Genomic DNA, 19,326 nt, shown 5'->3' on the forward strand with positions numbered 1-19,326 from the left:
GGACCCTCCCAGCGGTCCTTCGCATTCCGGGCCACGTCTATCTTCACGCAGCCAATCCAGCGCACATGGTTCCATCGCTACGCCTTTTCGCCATTCTCCCGCCCTTCCTCATCGCGCTCAGCGGATCATCGCAGGTCGCTTTCGGCGGAAAGCCGATCGGCCTGATGCCGAAAGGGCCTGCGCTCCGACCTGCGCAAACGATCACGCTTCCCGCGGTTGACGCCGCTGCGCTGATCGCCGAGGACGAAGCACGCGCTGCCTCCGGCGTGAAAGGCCCGTGGCGCTTCGGCTTCAACCACGAGGTGGACATCCGCAGCGAGGCGCAGGGGACCTGGACCATGCTCCGAAACGGCGACCGCGTTTGGCGAGTGGCGATCGAATGCCCCGGCGCCTTCAGCATCAACTTCCGGTTCAACGTATTCGACGTTCCGGAGCGCGGTCGCGTGTTCGTTTACAACGAGCACGGGAAGCATCTGGGAGCATTCACCGAAGCAAGCGCGAAGCTCAACCGCCTGGGTGTGGCGCAATTGGCCGGCGAGCGCATCACCATCGAGTACCATGAGCCTGCTGCCTTTGCCGGGCAAGGCCGTCTCGCCATCGACCGCGTGACGCACGCCTACCGCGATACGCAGGGCTTCGCGCGCGGCCTCGGTGATAGCGGCGACTGCAACATCAACGTGATCTGCCCCGAAGGCGATGATTGGCGCGACCAGATCCGCAGCGTGGCCATCATCACCACCGGCGGCAATGGCTTCTGCACCGGCACCCTGCTCAACAATTGCGCACAGGACAGCACGCCTTACTTCCTCACCGCCGACCATTGCCTCAGCCCCGATGTGGCCGATTGGGTGTTCCGCTTCAACTGGGACAGCCCCAGCTGCGATCCCACCGAGGATGAGCCGGCTCTCGAGACCGTGAGCGGCTGCGTGCTGCTCACCAGCAGCAACACCACCGACATGGCCTTCCTGGAGCTGAACAGCATCCCACCTGTGGAGTACGATGTGTACTACGCCGGCTGGGACAAGAGCGGCGCTACGCCCGATACCGTCTGCGGCATCCATCACCCCAGCGGCGACATCAAGAAGATCTGCCTCTCCTACAGCCCGGTGACCCAGGCCAACATCGACCTGGGCACCGGTGCCGCCGATTGCTGGCAGGTGACGGTTTGGGATGCGGGCACCACGGAGCCCGGAAGCAGCGGCAGCGCGCTCTTCAATCAGGACAAGCGGGTGATAGGCCAACTGTATGGTGGCGCGGCCAACTGCGCCAACAGCGTCGATGACTACTACGGCCGCCTCGATCTCAGCTGGCCCTTCATTGAGCAATACCTCGGATCCTGCGGAGACACGCTCTCCGGCCTCGGCGACGCGGTGATACCCATCATCCACGACGCCGCGATCACCAGCATCGTGAACATCCCCGAATTGATCTGCGGCGACAGCATCATCAGCCCCATCGTCACCCTGAAGAACAACGGCCAGGAGGTGATGACCAGCGCGGTGATCACCTATGGCCTGGTGGGCGGATCGCCGAACGTGTTCAATTGGACGGGCTCTTTGCAAGTGCAGCAGACCCTCAACGTGCCACTCCCGCCCATCGTGGCCGCCAACGGCGCCAACACCGTGTACGTGACCGTGACCTGGCCAAACGCGAATGAGGATCAGGTGCCGGACAACGACACGTGGCTCTATTCCTTCAACGTGAGCAATCCGGGCGGGACCGTGCAGCTGGCGCTCACGCTGGACAACTGGGGAAGCGACATCACCTGGGAATTGGCCACACAGCTCGGCACGGTGCTCTACGAAGGCGGACCCTACCCTGACCTGGAGGAGGGCGAGATCTACACCTCCTCCTTCTGCCTCACCAACGACTGCTACGTGTTCACCATCAACGATGCCTTCGGCGATGGCATCTGCTGCGATGAGGGCGAAGGCAGCTACGTGATCATGACCTCCGATTCGACATTGCTGGTGGAGAGCGACGGCCAATACGGCGACCAGGAGGTGCAGACCTTCTGCGTGGAGGTGGTGGGCGTTCCGGAATCAGCCGCAGTTCCCGACTTCGACCTGTACCCGAACCCGGCGCGCGATCGCGTGATGCTGCGCGCGCCGCTGCCGATACAAAGGGTTCGCGTACTCGATGCCACGGGCCGCGTGATGCTGGAGGAAGGTGCCGGATCGGAGCTGGTCGAGATCGGCATCGAACGGGTGACGCCCGGGGCCTATCTGGTGGAAGTATTTACTGCTGAAGGCCGTGCGGTGAAGCGCCTGTTAGTGCATTGATTCGGTCGCAGAGCCACAGCACTGTGCAGGCGGGCAAGCCGTTACATTCGACCCGATGCGCGCCGTACTGCTTGTTTCCGTCCTGCTCAACACGCTTGTCGGCATGGCCGGGGGCGACCCGCTCACGGCAGGCGCTCGCTTCGCGGGCATGGGCGGCAGCGGGCTCACCCTCACCGACCTCTGGAGCGTGCGCCTGAATCCTGCGGGCCTCGCGGGGATTGAGAAACCCACGGCGGGCCTCTTCTACCAACGCCACTTCCTCAGCGAGGAGTTGGCGCACCAGGGCCTGGCCGTGGCACTGCCGGTGGGCAAGGGGGCATTCGGCGTGGGCGTTGACCGCTTCGGTTACAGCTTGTACAACGAGACGCGTGCGAGCCTGGCCTATGCCATGCGCTTCGGCGAAAGCCTGCGCGCCGCTGTTCAACTCAACCACCTCGGCGTGCAGCTCGGGGGCAACTACGGTGGCACCAGCGCCTTCACCGCTGAATTGGGCGTGCAGGCGCGCATCAGCGAGCAGTTCTGGATCGGCGCGCACCTGTTCAACCCCACGCGCTCGAAGCTCGCCGCAGTGACCGAGAGCTCGATTCAGCTCGATGAGCGCGTGCCGACGTTCTTGCGGGCGGGCCTGGGCTGGGTGGTGAACGCCAAGCTCACCATCACCGGCGAGGCCGAGAAGGACATCGACCGCGCGGAGCGATTCCGCTTCGGCTTGGAGTACAGCCCGAGCAAGGCGCTCTTCATCCGCACGGGCATCAGCACGGCGCCGGTGCAAGGGCATCTCGGCGTGGGCGTGCGTGCCGGCAGGCTTGATGTGGATCTCGCGCTGTCGGTGCGCGCCCAGCTCGGGCCCACGCCCATGATCAACTTGAATTACCGCTTCAAGTGAAGCGCACCGGTGCATCGCTCTTCGGCGCCGCGCTCCTGCTCACCGCAGCGGCGCAAGTTGACGGTGTGCCGCGCGACGTGATCGAGCAGCGCATCGAGGCTGCCGTGGAGCAACTGGGAGGCGACAATGATGTGGACCTCACCAACCTCTTCGAGCTGCTGGTGGACCGCTACAACGACCCTATCGACCTGAACCACACCAGCGCCCAGGAACTGCACGCCCTGCTGCTGCTGAACGATGTGCAGGTGAGCGCCCTGCTGCAGCACATCAAGCGCAACGGGAAATTGCTCAGCCTGTACGAGCTGCAGTCCATCAATGGCTGGGACGCGGGCACGATCCAATTGGTGCGGCCCTTCGTGACCGTGCGCGAGAGCCAGATGGGCGCGCGCGCCTCTGTGAGGGAGATCCTGAAGCAGGGCGGGCACGAGTGGACCACGCGCAGCACGATGAACATCGAATCGCGCCGCGGCTCCATGGATCGCAGGAATCCCTTCGGGAAGGATTACGCATACCCGAACGGCACCGAGCTGCCCGATTTCGGAGACACCGCCGTGCGCGACTCGCTGCGTGCCAACAGCCGCGTTTACCTCGGCAGCCCGTACCGCTTGTACACGCGCTACCGCTTCCGCTACCGGCAGAACATCAGCATCGGCTTCACGGCAGAGAAGGATGAGGGCGAGGAATTCTTCCAAGGCTCGCAGAGCAGCTTCGACTTCCTCAGCGCGCACCTGTTCGTGCGTGATCTAGGGCGGCTGAAGTCCGTGGCCATCGGCGATTACAGCGCGCAATTCGGGCAGGGACTGGCCTTCTGGAACGGCCTGGCCTTCGCGGCCAAGAGCAGCTTCACCATGAATGTGAAGCGCAACGCGGTGGGCCTGGCTCCCTACACCAGCGTGAACGAGAACCTCTTCCTGCGCGGCGCGGCGGCCACCTTCGCCCTGGCACGCAAGCTCGAGCTCACCGGCTTCTTCTCGAAGAAGCGCATCGACGCCAACGTGAGCGCGCAGCCAACTGGCAGCGACACGCTCGACACCAACATCCCGGAGGCCATCTTCAGCAGCTTCCAGGAGGATGGGTTCCACCGCACAACGAATGAGCTCCGCAAGAAGGGGGCGGTCGGCGAGCAGATCATGGGCGGGCACCTGCGCTGGAAGGAGCGAACCTGGAGCGTCGGTGCAACGGCTGCACGGATCGCATACGACGCGGTGCTCGAGCGGAACGCCCAGCCCTACAATCAGTTCGAGTTCCAGGGCGAGGGCAACACCAACATGAGCCTCGATTGGAACCTGCTCTGGCGCAACATCACCTGGTTCGGTGAAGCGGCGAGAAGCGCGAACGGCGGCACCGCTATGAATAGCGGCGTGCTGGCTGCGCTCGACCCTCGCGTGAGCTTAAGCCTACTGTACCGCGATTATGGCCGCGACTTCCACGGCCTGCAGAGCGTGGCCTTCGCCGAGGGCACCAATCCGTGGAACGAGCGCGGGCTCTACACGGGGATCGAAGTCCGGCCCAATCGGCGGTGGCAGCTCAATGCCTATTTCGACCAGTTCCGCTTCCCTTGGCTGCGATTCCAGACCGACGCGCCCAGCAATGGCTTTGATTGGCTCGCGCAAGTGAACTGGCGCCCGAGCCGGCAGGTGGAGATCTACGCCCGCGTGCGCCATCAGGACCGTGCCCGCAACATCGCCGAGGACGTGCGCGGCATCGACCCCTTGGTGCGTGCGGAGCAGACCAATTATCGGGTGAACGTAAGCGCCAAGGTGAGCCCGAGCATCAGTTTGCGCTCTCGTGTGGAGACCGTCGATTTCCAGCGCGGCCAGTCGCCCTTGCAGCATGGCTTCCTGCTCTACCAGGATGTGGTGCACCGCCCCCTGAGCAGCCCGCTGGAACTCACCGCCCGCTTCGCGCTCTTCGAGAGCGAGAGCTACGACGCGCGGGTGTACGCGTACGAGAATGACCTCATCGGCGTGTTCTCCATACCGGCATACTACGGCAGGGGCATGCGCTGGTACGCGATGGCGCGGGTGACGCCGTTTCGCCGCGTGGATGTGTGGCTGCGCTACGGCGCTTGGATCTATCGCGACCAGGCCAGCATCAGCAGCGGCCTGCAGGAGATCAACGGCAACGTGCGCAGCGACCTGAAGGCGCAAGTGCGCTGGATGTTCTAGAAGGTGAGCGTTGCTTGCTCAACTTAGCCGGCGCGCACTCCATGGCCGTCCATCACATCCGCATCTCGCGCGAACAGCCCATCGCCTCTTTCGCCGGCAGCACGATGCCGCGCCTCGAGTTCAGGCAGGCGCTCTTCCGCACCCGTGATGCGCAATGGCAGCATCGGCTTTACCGCGCCGCGCTCGTGGTAACCACCATCGCCATGGGGCTCGATGGCCGCAAACTCGTGGTGGATCACCAGGCCATGCGCTTCGCGATGCTCTACAATGGCTCCTGGCCTGAGCCGGTGTTCACCAGCATCCGGAATTGGCCGTACAAGCCGGTGGAGCTCCGCGAAGGCGCCCCAGTCACTTCGTGGATCGTGGAGCTTCGCTTGCGCGAGCTTCGCCTGAGCACCGATGAATGGGTGGAACTGGTGTTCGTGGGCTGAGCACCCGCTACCTTGCGCTCGCCATGCGCGCCGCCTTCCTCGCCCTCCTGTTCCCGCTTTGCGCAAGCGCCCAGATCAACAACTGGGACCCTCGCTGGTACACGAGCGACAGCTCATTGGTATTCCACGACGATCTGGACTACTACCTGAACGCGTACAGCGAGCCGGAGATCAAGGCCATGCGGAAGCAGGTGAGCATCTGGCGCATGAACTTCGACAAGCTGATGCGCCGCGCCATCAACGAGCTGCGTGCCTATAGCGAGGGCCATGGCATGGTTCCGAAGGCCCACGACTTCGACCTGCCCATTGCGCAGCGCGAAGGGAGGTACCGCCTGTTGGATAACCAAGGGAAGATCCGGGCCTTCATGTTCGGCAGCATCAGCAACCCGCCGGCCCGCGTGCAATTGGAGCGCTGGAGCAACCTCGCGAAGAAGTACGCGAAGGAGGCCGATGTTCAGCTCTTCGTGATCTACGGTCGGGAGCTGCACCCTGGCGACCGTAAGAAGTTCAAGCAGTACCCCCAGCCGAAGAGCGAGACGGAAAAGGCGGCCTATGCCAAAGAGTTCGCGCAGCTGGGCACCTTGCCCGTGCTGATCGACGGCCTCGATGAAGCGGTGTTCACGCAGTACGGCCGCGTGCCCAACGGCGCCTACCTGATCGATGCCGATGGTCGGCTGGTGTTCCGCAGCACTTGGGCCGATGCACGGAAGATGGAGCACATGATCGACATGTTGCTGCGGTGGTACAAAGCCGGGCGTCCGAAAGGGTTCGAGGCGAAGTGAGCGCCGCCGACCCACGCTTCGTCATTTGTCCTGAGCTTCGCCGATGATGTCCGTGCTGCGCGCCTGGCTCTACCTCTGCTCGTTGCTGCCCAACGCACGCCGCATCCTGCGCAGGCTGCTCGTCATCGCGGGTGCCTTCCTGCTGCTGATGATCGCGCTGGCTTTCACGCGCATGCCCTTCGATGCGCACCGGTGGCTGGGCACTGCGGCGGGCGAGTGCCGAGGCGAGACAGGGCTGATTGTGGTTCTGGGTGGAAGCGGCATGCCCTCAGCACCCGAATTGCTTCGGCTGCATCGCACTGCGGAACTGGCGCATGCCTGGCCCGATGCCGCATTGGCCATCGTGCATCCCGGAGATCCGCAAGCCATCGAAGCGATGCGGGACGAGCTGATCCTGCGCGGCGTGGACGGCACCCGGATCCTCCTGATCAACGAGGGCGACAATACGCGCGCGCAAGCCTTGGCCGTAGGCGCTCGGGGCCTCCCGAACGTGAAGGCCATCTCCACCGCCATTGTGACTGCGCCCGAGAATATGTACCGAAGCGTGCTCACCTTCCGGAAAGCGGGCTTCATTAATGCGTGCGGGGCGCCGGCATGGGAGCATGCGATGTTCCATGAATTCAACTACGATCATGGCGCTGTCGGCGGCAAGGCTTGGGCGCCCGATCTATCCGACCAGCCTGCGCTGCGATACACCTTCTGGAATTATCTGAAACTGGAGGTCACCTGCATGCGGGAGTACATGGCCATAGCCTACTACTGGTTGAACGGCTGGATCTGATCGATTCCTGGTTCATCGGGGCTGGCTATATTCGCACCCGATTTTTGAAGGACCCGTAGCTCAATTGGATAGAGCATCTGACTACGGATCAGAAGGTTTGGGGTTCGAATCCCTACGGGTCCGCAGGACACGGAGCAGGCGCTGAGAGGCGCCTTCTTCATTACCGCTTGGTGCTTATCCTGGTTTCGACCAGAAGCCCTTAGGGAGCGACGGCAGGCGATCAGCCCGACCTGAGCCCGCCTGCATGCGCCGCCAGACAGTCGGGAATGGCCGTTACGCGCATGGCTTGAGAAACTGCCCCCATCGGTTGCACGTAGGAACGCACGGATTACTCCGCTGCCGCCCTCGATGCTCCAACGATACGCCCTCACCTTGCTCCTTGGCGCCGCAGCGCTCGCTGCCCGCGCCACGCATTTCTCAGGCGGCGAGATCTACTGGACCTGCCTTGGCAACGACCAGTACCAGATCACGCTGATGGTGTACCGCGATTGCGCCGGGATAAACGTTGACCCGAACGTCACGCTGCAGCTCAACAGTCCTTGCGGAAACACCAGCATGACGGTGAGCCACAGCGGGCCCACGGAGATCAGCCAGCTGTGCAACACGGAATTGCCGAACAGCACGTGCAACGGCGGCACGCTGCCGGGCATACAGCAATACACCTACACGGGGACGATCACCCTCGCCCCCTGCGACTCGTGGACGATCTCCTACACCAACATCTACCGGAACGATGCGATCGTGAACCTGGTGGCGCCCGGCACGCAGCGCACGCACATCAACGCGATCGTGAACACCTTGGTGAGCCCTTGCAATGATTCGCCGCAATTCTCGAACACGGCCATCCCGTATGTGTGCATGGGATATCCGATCACCTACAGTTTCGGTGCCTGGGATCCCGAAGGCGATTCGCTCAGCTACGAGCTGATCAACGCGATGGGCCTTGGAGGGGCCCCCATCCCCTATCAGCCGCCTTACACGTTCCAGGATCCCATCCCGGGCATCACGCTCGACCCCGTCACGGGTGAAGTGAACTTCACGCTGAACATGCTGGGCAACTGGGTCGTAGTGGTGCGCGTGCACCACTGGGTGAACGGGGTGCTCGTCGGCTCCGTGATGCGCGACATGCAGTTCGTGGCTTTCCCTTGCGGCAACGATCCGCCCGATCCAGCGACAGGCGTGATCACGGGCCTCACCGGCAATGCCGTGCAGCTCGGTCCGCGCGCCATCCAAGTGTGCGAATCCGGCAACTTCTGCTTCAGCTTCGCCATCAACGACCCCAACCTGACCAATGTGCTGGAGGCCTTCAGCAACATCGGGCAGAACCTGCCGGGTGCCACTTTCACCTACACGGCGGGCAATCCGCTGATGGGACAGGTTTGCTGGACGGCGCTGCCGAACACCTCCGGCTTCTTCCCCTTCATCGTGAATGTGGACGACGGGGCCTGCCCGATCCCGGCCTTCCAGACCTACATCTATTCGGTCACGGTGATCCCCGGCCTTTACGGCACCATGAGCACCACAGGCGAACTCTGCCTCGGCACCGGCGATGGCACCGCCACCGCGAACGTCACGGCTGGCACGGCGCCTTTCACTTATGCCTGGAGCACGGGCGCAACCGCCCCCAGCATCTCCGCCCCGCCAGGAACCTACACGGTGACCATGACCGACGTGAACAATTGCGTATCGCCGCCGATCACGGGCATCATTGGCACGCAATCGATGCCGAACCAGGCCATTGCCGGAACCGACGTGATAGGCTGCGTTGGTAGTTTCCCTGTGACATTGGGCGGATCCGTGGTGAATGCCACCGGAGGCATCTGGAGCGGAGGTGCCGGGACCTACGGAGGCACCTGGCCCTCGATCACGTACACGCCCACCGCAGCAGAGATTGCCGCAGGCACCGTGACGCTCACCCTTACCACCACCGGCAACAACAACTGCCCGCCTGACAGCGATACCGCCACCTTGCTGATCCAGAACAGCTTCGCGAATGTGAGCCTATCATCGGACCCCGCTTCTTGCAACGGCGGAAGCGATGGCAGCGCGTCGGTTGTGAACGGCCAGCCCGGGTTCACCTATCAATGGAGCACCACGCCGGTGCAGACCGCAGCAACGGCCACCGGCCTCGCGCAGGGCACCTATGGGGTCATCATCACCGATTCCTACAACTGCATCATCAGCCTCAGTGCCACGGTGATGCAACCGCCCGCGCTCGAGATCAGCATCATCGCCATCGGCGACGAGAGTTGCGCCGGTTCGGGTGATGGCACGCTGACGGCCAGCGCCAGCGGCGGAACGCCGCCCTACAGCTACACCTGGAGCAACGGGGCAAGCGGCGCGCTGCTCACGGCCACAGCGGGGACCTACACCGTGAGCGTCACTGATGCGAACAGCTGCGGTCCGGTCACTGCCACCGCAACCATCAATGCAGCCGCATTGCCGAATCAAGCCGATGCGGGCGCCGACCTCGTGGGTTGCATCGGCAGTTTCCCCATTGTCTTGAATGGCAGCGTGACCAACGCCACAGGCGGCGCTTGGAGCGGTGGCACCGGCAACTTCTCCGGGACTTGGCCCGCGGTGAGCTATGAACCAAGTGCTGATGATGTCGCAGCCAACGGAGTGACCCTCACGCTCACCACCACGGGAAACGCCAACTGCCCTCCTGCCACGGATCAAGTCTTCATCAATATCCCGAACAGCTTCGCGAATGCGCAAGTAACACCTACGGATGCGGTCTGCTTCGGCACGGCCACGGGCTCAGCCGGATTCAGCCCGGACCTGCCCGGGTACACCTATGCTTGGAGCACGGCACCAGTGCAGACCAGCGCTACCGCAACCGGCCTCATGGGCGGCGACTACACCGTGACCGCCACCGATGCCTTCGGATGCAGCATCACCTTGAGCACCACCATCGGTCCGAACGCGCCATTGAGCATCGTGAGCATCACGGGCACGGACGAGAGCTGCGCCGGTTCCGCCAATGGCACGGCCACCGTTGAAGCAACCGGTGGCGCGGCACCCTACAGTTACCTCTGGAGCAATGGCGAAACGACGTCGAGCATCAGTGTTGGCGCTGGCGACTACACTGTGACCGTAACTGATGCGAACAACTGCGCACCGGAAAGCGCCTCGATCACCATCGCAGCCGCAGCGCAGCCTAACGTGGCGGTTGCCGGTCCGGACTTGCTGGGCTGCGTGGGCAACTTCCCCATCGCGCTCTTCGGAAGCGTGCTGAACGCCGACAGCGGCCTGTGGAGCGGGAATGGGACACTCAGTGGAAGCTGGCCCGGCGTCAGTTACACGCCAACGGCTGGAGAGATTGCCGCCAACAGCGCGACGCTTACGCTCACCACCGTGGGCAACCCCAACTGTCCGCCTGCAACCGACCAGATGGTGATCACCATCCCCAACAGCTTCGCGAACCTGAGCACCACCACGGTGAATGCGCCTTGCAGCGGACAGACCATCGGCTCCGCGAGCGTGACCCCGGTAATCCCTGGCCACACCTACCTGTGGAACGACCCCGCTGCGCAAACCACGTCCACCGCGGGCAACCTGGCAGCGGGCACCTACACGGTGACGGTATCCGATGGCCCTGGCTGCAGCACCACGCTCACCGCCACGGTGACCTCACCGGACCCGATAATCGTTGCAAGCATCACCAGCACCGATGAGACCTGCGCGGGCTTCGGCAACGGAACGGCCTCGGTGACCGCTGCCGGCGGCACTCCTCCATACAGCTACCTGTGGAGCAACGGCGCCACCACGCAGAGCATCAGCGCCAGCGCGGGCAACTACATCGTTGGCATCACCGATGTGAACGATTGCGCAGTGGCCATCGGCATGGTGACCATCAACGCGTTGGCTCAGCCCAATCAGGTGAACGCCGGCACGAATCAGGTGGCGTGCATGGGCAGCTATCCGATCAGCCTCAACGGCTCGGTGGTGAACGCCACCGGCGGCGTCTGGAGCGGCGGCACCGGCACCTGGTTGAATACCAGCCTGAGCGCGCAGTACATGCCGAGCAGCGCGGAGATCGCCAATGGCGGACTCACGCTCACGCTCACCACCACCGGCAATCCGATCTGTCCGCCAGCGAGCGACCAGGTCGTCATCAGCCTCAGCAACGCATTCATCGGCGCGGGGCTCACCACAACGAACATCGATTGCAACGGCAACGCGAACGGCAGCATCGCATACGCTCCCCTGGTGGCCGGTAATGGCTACCAATGGAACGACCAGGCCGGTCAATCAACGCCAACGGCAACGGACCTCGCTCCGGGCGCCTACACCATCACCATCACCGATGCGCTCGGCTGCGACACTTCGCTCACCGCGGTGGTCACGGAGCCTGCGCCCCTCGCGATCACTGCCTTCAACCTCACCGATGTGAGCTGCAACGGCGGCAACAACGGCACCGCCTATGCGCTGGTGAGCGGTGGAACCCCGCAATACACCTACGCCTGGAGCGGTGGCCAAGCCACACCGGCGATAACCGCTCTTTCTGCTGGTCCGCTCAGCCTGATCGTGAACGATGCCAACGGCTGCACCGTGCAAGCCGATGGCGTGATCAACGAACCGCCGCCTTTGAGCTTCATGGCCGTGGTGCCCGACACGGCGTGCGTGAATGAACCGGTGACGCTGGTGGCGCAGGGAAGCGGCGGAACAGGCAACCTAACCTTCAACTGGGGCCCGCTCGGAACAGGCAACCCCATCACGGTGAGCTTCACGCAATCGCAGAACGTGCAGCTGAGCGTGAGCGATCAGAACGGCTGCACTGCGCCCGCGCAGTTCTATCCGGTCCAGGTGCTCGACCTGAATGCGGCCAGCTTCACCACCTATGGCGACACCACGATCTGCCCCGGTGGGATCCCCGCCATGGTGGGCGCGCTGCTCGCGAACTACGCCGGCTCATACATGATCACTTGGCCCGAACTGGGACAGAACGGCACAGGCCCCTACACCGTACCGTTCACGACGAATCAGGACCTCAATGTGACCGTGACCGACCAGTGCGGCAACACGCTGCAACAGGTGGTGGAGTTGCGCGTAGAAACGCCGCCCGCCATCACCCTGCCGCCGATCATCGCGGAGGGCTGTGCACCGCTCACCGTGACCTTCCCAGACCTGCAACTCGGCCCCGGCCTCAGCTACCTCTGGAACCTGGGCAATGGCAGCACCAGCGTGGCGCAGCAGCCTGTGCTCGTGTACCAAGCAGGCAGCTACGCGGTGAGCCTCACCGTGAGCACGCCCATCGGATGCACGAGCAGCAGCGGCACGAATGGCACGATCAACGCATGGCTGCCCCCCAGCGCAGGCTTCAGCGCCAGCACTTATAACACCACGGCGGACAATGCCAGCATCGATTTCACCGACCAGAGCCAGGGCAGCATCGCCACATGGGATTGGACCTTCGGCGATGGCGGCACCAGCAGCGCCATGAACCCCACCTACGCGTACGGCGATGTGGGCACCTTCCAGGTGATCATGCAGGTGACCGACATCCATGGCTGCATGGACGAGGCGGAGGCACTGATCAGCATCGCACCGATCCACGAGGTCGTGATTCCCACCGCGTTCACCCCAACAGGCAACGGCGGCTACTACGACCCCAATGCACTCAACAACGACGTGTTCTATGCCTTCGCGCGCTTCGTTGACGACTTCCGCATGCGGATCTTCAACCGCTGGGGCGAACTGATCTTCGAGAGCGACGACGTGCGCTATGGCTGGGATGGCACCTATCGCGGTCAGCTCAGTCCGCAGGATGTCTATGTGGTGCAGACCTGGGTGCGCTTCGTGGACGGCAAGGAGAAGCAGATGCTCACCGATCTCACGCTCTTCCGATGAAGGCACGGTATGCGCTCCTTCTCTTGCTGTTCCCGGTGCTCGCCGCTCACGGACAGGATCCGCAGTTCTCGCAGTGGTACGCGGCGGCGCAATACCTCAATCCTGCGCTCACCGGCAACACGCACCAGGACCGCATCGCACTCAATTACCGGCTGCAGTGGCCGGGCGTGCAGCCGGGCTACGAGACCTACATGGCCGCATACGACCATCGCTTCAGCACGGCTCCCATCGGCATGGGCGCCATGGTACTGCGCGATAAGGCCGGCACCAGCGGGCTCACCAGCACCACCATCGGCCTCAGCTACAGCTATGAAGCTCGGCTCAGCTACAAGCGCGCATTGCGCGGGGGCGTGCGCTTGGGCTATACCATGCGCGGCGTGGATCCCAGCGGCTACCTCTTCGCCGACCAGGTGATCCGCGACAACGCACCGGTGACCATCGAGCCGAACCTCGTGCCGCGCACCAACTACCTCGACCTCGCCGGAGGCCTGATGTACTACACCGAAGGGCTGTGGGCAGGCGTGAGCATGAATCACCTGAACCGGCCGAACATGAGCCTGATGGTGGATGGCCAAGCGCCCCTGGAGCGTCGGGTGAGCGTGCATGCGGGCTACCGCTTCCCGCTCGACGGCCAGCGCAACCTGAGCAAGAGCGAGACGCGCATGACGCTGGCCACGCACTACAAGATGCAGGGCAAGTGGGACCAGCTCGACCTCGGCGCCTATGCCGACCACAAGCAGTTCACCGCTGGCCTCTGGTACCGCGGGCTGCCCATCGTGAAGGCCTATCAGCCGGGATACGGCAACAACGAGGCGATCGTGCTCATGGTCGGCTACGAGACCGAGAACCAATTGCGCTTCGTGTACAGCTACGACATCACCATCAGCAAGCTCACCATGCGCAGCGCCGGTGCGCACGAGGTCTCCTTGATCTACGAATGGCCCAAGCAGGCCAAGAAGCGCAAGCACAAGATCGTGCCCTGCCCGAAGTTCTAGACGGTGTATCGCTAGGCGAAGATCCTGTCAAGTGTGGCAAAGACGACCACGAATGCGAGTACCGCAATCGTGCTGAGCTGCCACCAATCTTGCTTCATTACGATGGCCTGTATGCTCTCCTTGCGCCCGGTGAAGAACCACCAAATCAACGCCCCGGGATACGCGAGCACCCAACGGACGAGCACCTCTACAAGGAACTCCGCCAGCCACTCCAGCATGGGTCACATTCGTTCCGGCACCTCGATACCGAGGCACCACATGGCTTTCTTAATCACATCTTGTGTCCTCAGGCATAGGCGATATCGAAAAAGAGCCTTGGATGCGTCCTGCTCTTTCGCAACCGGCATAGATTGATAGAACGAGTTGAAGTTCTTGGTGAGTTCATAGACGTAATTCGCCAAGTGACTTGGGTCCAACTTGACGGCGGCTTCATTCAACGCTGCAGGAGCCCCATGCAGAATCTTCAATAGAAGCCGCTCCACAGGTTCAATCGCGCGCGGCTCGGGTATATCAAGTCCCTCGAGCTCAGGGATGGACTTCGCCCCGCGCCAATCACTCGGTGTGAGGGCCATGCCCAAAATAATCTTGCTTCTGAGCGAAGCAATCCGCGCGTAGGTGTACTGGATGAAGGGCCCCGTGTGCCCTTGCAGGTCAATGCTGGCGGCTGGGTCGAAGAGCATGCGCTTCTTCGGGTCAACCTTGAGCAGGAAGTATTTGAGCGCGGCCAGGCCGATCATCTCGTAGAGCGCGGCCTTCTCCGCTTCGCTGAAGCCTTCGAGCTTGCTGAGCTCCTCACCCGTGCGGCGCGCCTCGTTCACCACTTCGTCGATGAGGTCATCAGCGTCCACCACGGTGCCCTCGCGGCTTTTCATCCTTCCGGAAGGGAGGTCCACCATGCCGTAGCTGAGGTGGTGCAGGTCGTTCGCCCAGGCGAAGCCGAGCTTCTTCAGGATGATGAAGAGCACCTTGAAGTGGTAATCCTGCTCATTGCCGACCGTGTAGATGAGCTTGCTCAGGCCGGGGTGCTCCTCGAAGCGCTTGATGGCGGTGCCGATGTCCTGCGTCATATAGACGCTGGTGCCATCGCGGCGCAGCAGTACCTTCTCATCGAGGCCCTCCTTGGTGTTATCCACCCACACGGCGCCGTCCTTCTCATAGAACACGCCCTTCTTCAGCCCGTCGAGCACATCCGCCTTGCCCAAGAGATAGGTCTGGCTCTCGTAGTAGTTCTTGTCGAAATCAACCCCGGCGCGCCGGTAGGTGGCGTCGAAGCCTTCGTAGCACCAACCGTTCATCCTCTCCCATAGAGCGCGCACTTCGGGGTCGTTCGCCTCCCACTTGCGGAGCATCTCCTGGGCCTCGAGCAGGATCGGCGCTTCCTTCTCCGCGATCTCCTTCGGCTTGCCGCTCGCCACTTGCTCTTCCACTTGCCGCTTGAGTTCCCTATCGAACTCCACGTAGTACTTGCCCACCAGCTTATCGCCCTTCACGCCTGCGGAAGCCGGGGTCTCCCCACCACCGAACTTCTGCCAGGCGATCATGCTCTTGCAGATGTGGATGCCACGGTCGTTGATCACCTGCACCTTGATCACCTCGTGCCCAGCTGCTTGGAGGATCCGGCTCACGCTGTAGCCGAGGAAGATGTTGCGCAGGTGGCCGAGGTGCAGCGGCTTGTTGGTGTTGGGCGATGCATACTCCACCATCGTCTTCTGGCCGGTGGGCGCGAAGGCGAGGATGTCCTGCTGGCCCGCCTCCTTCAGGAAGCCCAGCCAATAGCTGTCCACGATGACGATATTGAGGAAGCCCTTCACCGCGTTGAAGCGCTCCACCACCGGCACTTGCCCTTGCAGGAATTCGCCGATGGCCTGCGCGGTCTGCTCCGGCCCCTTGCCGCTGACCTTGAGGAAGGGGAAGACATTGATGGTGACATCGCCCTCGAACTCGGGTCGCGTAGCCTGGAAGCCGATGCTTCGAACGTCGAGTTCTTTCCCGAATAGCTGCGAGAAGGCGCTTTGCAGCGCAGGAACGAGCAGGGCTTGAAGTCTGTCTTGGAACATCGGACGGCAAAGGAATGGCAACGATCGTCACGCCGGAGGCCGGGCGAGCAACGCTCGCTCGTCGCGGCCATCCGGCGTCTCACCAAGCAAGAACTCTATGCTTTGGTGAGATTCCGGATGCGCGGGAACCTGCTGCTTCGCAGCACCCGCACTCCGGAATGACGCTCAGGATGATCCGAGAAAATTCTCCGCAAGCATGCAACGCACGCTGCCGCCTCCGATGGCCTCGATGGTGGGCACCGCGACGGGAATGAGCTGCGCGTGGCGCTCCAAGGCGATGCGCTGGAAGGGCTTGAGCGCGTGGAAGGCGGTTTCGCTCAAGAGGATCATGGGGCTATGTGAGATCGCTTCGCTGCGCTCGCGATGACCGGCTTCGCCGGAAAGGCTGGCTGGGACCAACTCGAGCGCATTGCCCACGAACTGGTGGAGTTGGGGCAGGTCGAAGGCGATGACCTCGCGACCGCTCCTGGCCAATTCCTCTTCTACTTCCTGCCGCTCGGCCGGGTAAGGCATGGCATCGAAGCAGACCAGCGCCCAGTGGGTGCCGATGCTCATGACCACATTGGTGTGGTAGATGGGCGCACCGCTGAGCCGGCCGTCCATGGTCGCGGTGAAGGCGATGGGCGTGTACCCCAATTGCTCGCACCAGGCATCGAGCGCACGCTCACTGGTGCGCGGCGAAAGGCAGGCGAAGGCGCGGCGCTTGATGCGGTCGAGCACGAGGCTGCCGGTGCCTTCGAGGATGAGGCCGTGGTGCTCCCAAGCGCTGAAGTCGAGGGTTTGGCGCACGGCGAATCCTTCTGCTTTCAGGACTTCCGCGAGGTCGGGATCACGCTCAGCGCGGCGGCTGGGCGTGAGCATGGGGTAGAGCACCAAGGTGCCATCGGCGTGCGTGCTGAACCAATTGTTCGGGAACACGCTATTGGGCGCCGTAGGGTCGATGGGCTCGAGCACCGTGAAGCCGATTCTGCATTGGCGCAGCGCTTCCAGCAAGCCGTCGAATTCCTCAGCGGCGGATCTGCGCGCATCATCCACCGGCACGCGCTGCTGGAACTCGTTGCTGGCAGCGGTCTCCGGGTCGTACCCGAAGCCGGTGGGACGGATGAGGATGACGGAGGAAGCGGATTGGTTCACCGCGCTCTCAGGATCGGGAACAGCGGCTCCAGGATGCTCAAGGTCGCCTCGGCCATGGCATTGCCGGTATCGAGCGCCGGGTTAATCTCCACCACATCGAGGGTGGCGGTCTTCGGGTCGGCACAGAAGCCGCTGAGCAAGGCGCGCGCTTCATCGAGGTTCAACCCGTTGGGAACCGGGGTGCCCGTGCCCACCGAGATGCTGGGGTCCAGGCTATCGACATCGAAGCTGATGTGCAGGCGCTGGCATGCGGCCAGGTGGTCCAAGGTTTCTTTCACCGCTGCATCGGCCCCGCGCTTCCGGAAATCATCGACGGTAATGACCTTGATGCCGTGCTCCTTGATGATGGCCTCCTCCTCGGGCTCGTAGTCGCGCAGGGCGATGAAGACCAGGTCGCTGGGCAGGAGCTTCGGCGCGCTCACGCCGATCTTCCGAAGGCGGTCCCAGGTGTCCATGGTGTACACGCGCGGACGGTTCTTGCCCTTCTTCTCGATCTGCATCAGCAGGGCAAGCGGCATCCCGTGGACGTTTCCGCTGGGGGTCGTCCACGGGCTGTGGAGGTCGGCGTGGGCATCGATCCAAACCACCCCTAAGCGCTGGTCGGGGAAGGCCATCTTGGTGCCCGAGACAGAGCCGATGGCGATGGAATGATCCCCTCCGACCACGATAGGGAAAACACTGTTTCGCAGGTACTTGTACACCTCGTAAGCCAGGTCACTCTCGAACCGGATCAAGCCATCGATGTGGTGGGCGTTAGGGCTCCGGTCGTCCTCGTAGAGCACGTCGTTCTCATCGCGGAGGATGCTCTCCTCGGCGTGGCCGAACAGTTCGCTGCCCAGTTTCCACGCGGCCACGCGCAAGGCGGCCATGCCCATGCTGGTGCCCCGGGTGCCAGCGCCGATCTCCGACGCGGCTTCAATCAATCGCAAATCCATCTGTGGAACGCCGATGCCGAATAGCGGAGGCGGCGCGGGCGAAGGTAATCGGGCCTTCCGGGGAGCGCTCCGCCTTGGAACATTCGCCGTTCGTCGCACGTATCAGGCCGACCATCGAAGCCCCCAACATGATTCAACGCCAACTGCTCTTTGTTCCAGCCTGCGTCCTGCTGCTTTGGGGCTGCAACTCGAATCTGCTGCAATCGCGCGTCACCGAGGGCACCATCGAGTATGCCTTGAGCTTCCCCGGCTACGACCCCAACGGCCTCATGGCCGGGATGCTCCCGGAAAAGACAATCCTGAGCTTCAACGAGGACAAACAAGCCGCGGAGGTGAGCGCAGGCATGGGCCTGTTCCGCACGCTGATGCTGGCGGATAACAACGCGAAGCAGATGGACTATCACATGAGCATGATGGGTAAGCGCATCGTGAGCCATTTGAAGCCGCGCGATCTCGAGCTCTTCAACGGCGAGAGCGGCACGGCCACGATCCTTTATACCGGCCAGATCGACACCATCGCCGGTTACCCGTGCCGCAAGGCCGTAGCCGTGTTCAATCGGATGGATCAACGGGAAATCGAATTGTGGTACACCGACCGTATCGCCATGAACGACCCGAACTGGTTCAATCCCTTCACCGAAGTGCCGGGGGTGCTGCTGCGCTACGAGGTTGTGCAGAACGGCATCCGCATGAAGCTCGATGCCGTGAGCGTGACCCCTGGCAAAGTCGATGAATCGAAGTTCGCGCCCAAGCCGGACCACGAGGCCGTTTCAGCCGAAGCGTTGCACCATGAACTCGGCGAGGTAATGGGGACCTTCTCCATGTAGCGCTGAAAGCAAAGCTGAAAGTTGAAACGGATCACGCGAGGGCGTGCTCACTCCAACTTTAGGTTCCCCTTTTTCTGCTTCCTGGTGTCACCCACATGGCCCTGTTGATACTACCGCCGCCTGGCCGGCCGTTCCCCTCAGGCATCAGCGGACCTTCGACGCTGCCTCGCGCACGTGCGCGGGCATTACGCGTAC

At 62.9% G+C, this 19,326-nt stretch carries 13 protein-coding genes and 1 tRNA gene; 10 read left to right on the forward strand and 4 right to left on the reverse strand.

Annotated features, from left to right (window positions below):
• Positions 1-65 precede the first annotated feature (65 nt).
• From IPM12_13585 to IPM12_13625, 9 genes are all read left to right on the forward strand, one after another.
• Complete coding sequence (locus tag IPM12_13585) at positions 66-2,282, forward strand: trypsin-like peptidase domain-containing protein (protein MBK9148835.1); 2,217 nt, start codon at positions 66-68, stop codon at positions 2,280-2,282.
• A 55-nt stretch (positions 2,283-2,337) separates the two neighbouring features.
• Positions 2,338-3,168: a hypothetical protein gene (locus IPM12_13590; protein MBK9148836.1), complete on the forward strand. Its 831-nt coding sequence runs from the start codon at positions 2,338-2,340 to the stop codon at positions 3,166-3,168.
• On the forward strand, positions 3,165-5,336 hold the full coding sequence (locus IPM12_13595) for a hypothetical protein (protein MBK9148837.1): 2,172 nt from the start codon (positions 3,165-3,167) through the stop codon (positions 5,334-5,336). Before IPM12_13590 ends, IPM12_13595 begins: the two co-directional genes overlap by 4 nt.
• Positions 5,337-5,377: 41 nt before the next feature.
• Positions 5,378-5,767: a hypothetical protein gene (locus IPM12_13600; protein ID MBK9148838.1), complete on the forward strand. Its 390-nt coding sequence runs from the start codon at positions 5,378-5,380 to the stop codon at positions 5,765-5,767.
• A 23-nt stretch (positions 5,768-5,790) separates the two neighbouring features.
• Complete coding sequence (locus IPM12_13605) at positions 5,791-6,549, forward strand: hypothetical protein (GenBank protein ID MBK9148839.1); 759 nt, start codon at positions 5,791-5,793, stop codon at positions 6,547-6,549.
• Between the two features lie 46 nt (positions 6,550-6,595).
• Complete coding sequence (locus IPM12_13610; GenBank protein ID MBK9148840.1) at positions 6,596-7,330, forward strand: YdcF family protein; 735 nt, start codon at positions 6,596-6,598, stop codon at positions 7,328-7,330.
• Positions 7,331-7,379: 49 nt separating this feature from the next.
• Positions 7,380-7,453, forward strand: a tRNA-Arg gene (locus IPM12_13615).
• Between the two features lie 225 nt (positions 7,454-7,678).
• Positions 7,679-13,183, forward strand: coding sequence for a PKD domain-containing protein (locus tag IPM12_13620; protein MBK9148841.1), 5,505 nt, complete (start codon positions 7,679-7,681; stop codon positions 13,181-13,183).
• Positions 13,180-14,178, forward strand: a complete 999-nt coding sequence (locus IPM12_13625) for a type IX secretion system membrane protein PorP/SprF (GenBank protein ID MBK9148842.1) — start codon at positions 13,180-13,182, stop codon at positions 14,176-14,178. The genes IPM12_13620 and IPM12_13625 overlap by 4 nt, the downstream gene beginning before the upstream one ends.
• An 11-nt stretch (positions 14,179-14,189) precedes the next feature.
• On the opposite strand, the gene IPM12_13630 is transcribed toward IPM12_13625, so the two are convergent.
• The 4 genes from IPM12_13630 to IPM12_13645 form a co-directional block, all read right to left on the reverse strand.
• A complete protein-coding gene (locus IPM12_13630; GenBank protein ID MBK9148843.1) occupies positions 14,190-14,396 on the reverse strand; it encodes a hypothetical protein in 207 nt (68 codons plus the stop codon).
• Positions 14,397-14,399: 3 nt separating this feature from the next.
• Positions 14,400-16,235: an arginine--tRNA ligase gene (locus IPM12_13635; GenBank protein MBK9148844.1), complete on the reverse strand. Its 1,836-nt coding sequence runs from the start codon at positions 16,233-16,235 to the stop codon at positions 14,400-14,402.
• Positions 16,236-16,400: 165 nt separating this feature from the next.
• Complete coding sequence (locus tag IPM12_13640) at positions 16,401-17,369, reverse strand: amidinotransferase (protein MBK9148845.1); 969 nt, start codon at positions 17,367-17,369, stop codon at positions 16,401-16,403.
• Positions 17,366-18,304: an arginase gene (locus IPM12_13645; protein MBK9148846.1), complete on the reverse strand. Its 939-nt coding sequence runs from the start codon at positions 18,302-18,304 to the stop codon at positions 17,366-17,368. Before IPM12_13645 ends, IPM12_13640 begins: the two co-directional genes overlap by 4 nt.
• A 128-nt stretch (positions 18,305-18,432) precedes the next feature.
• On the opposite strand from IPM12_13645, the gene IPM12_13650 reads away from it, so the two are divergent.
• Positions 18,433-19,131: a hypothetical protein gene (locus tag IPM12_13650; GenBank protein ID MBK9148847.1), complete on the forward strand. Its 699-nt coding sequence runs from the start codon at positions 18,433-18,435 to the stop codon at positions 19,129-19,131.
• The last annotated feature ends 195 nt before the right edge of the window (positions 19,132-19,326 follow it).

Source organism: Flavobacteriales bacterium, from assembly GCA_016716605.1.
Taxonomy (GTDB): Bacteria; Bacteroidota; Bacteroidia; order Flavobacteriales_F; family PHOS-HE28; genus PHOS-HE28.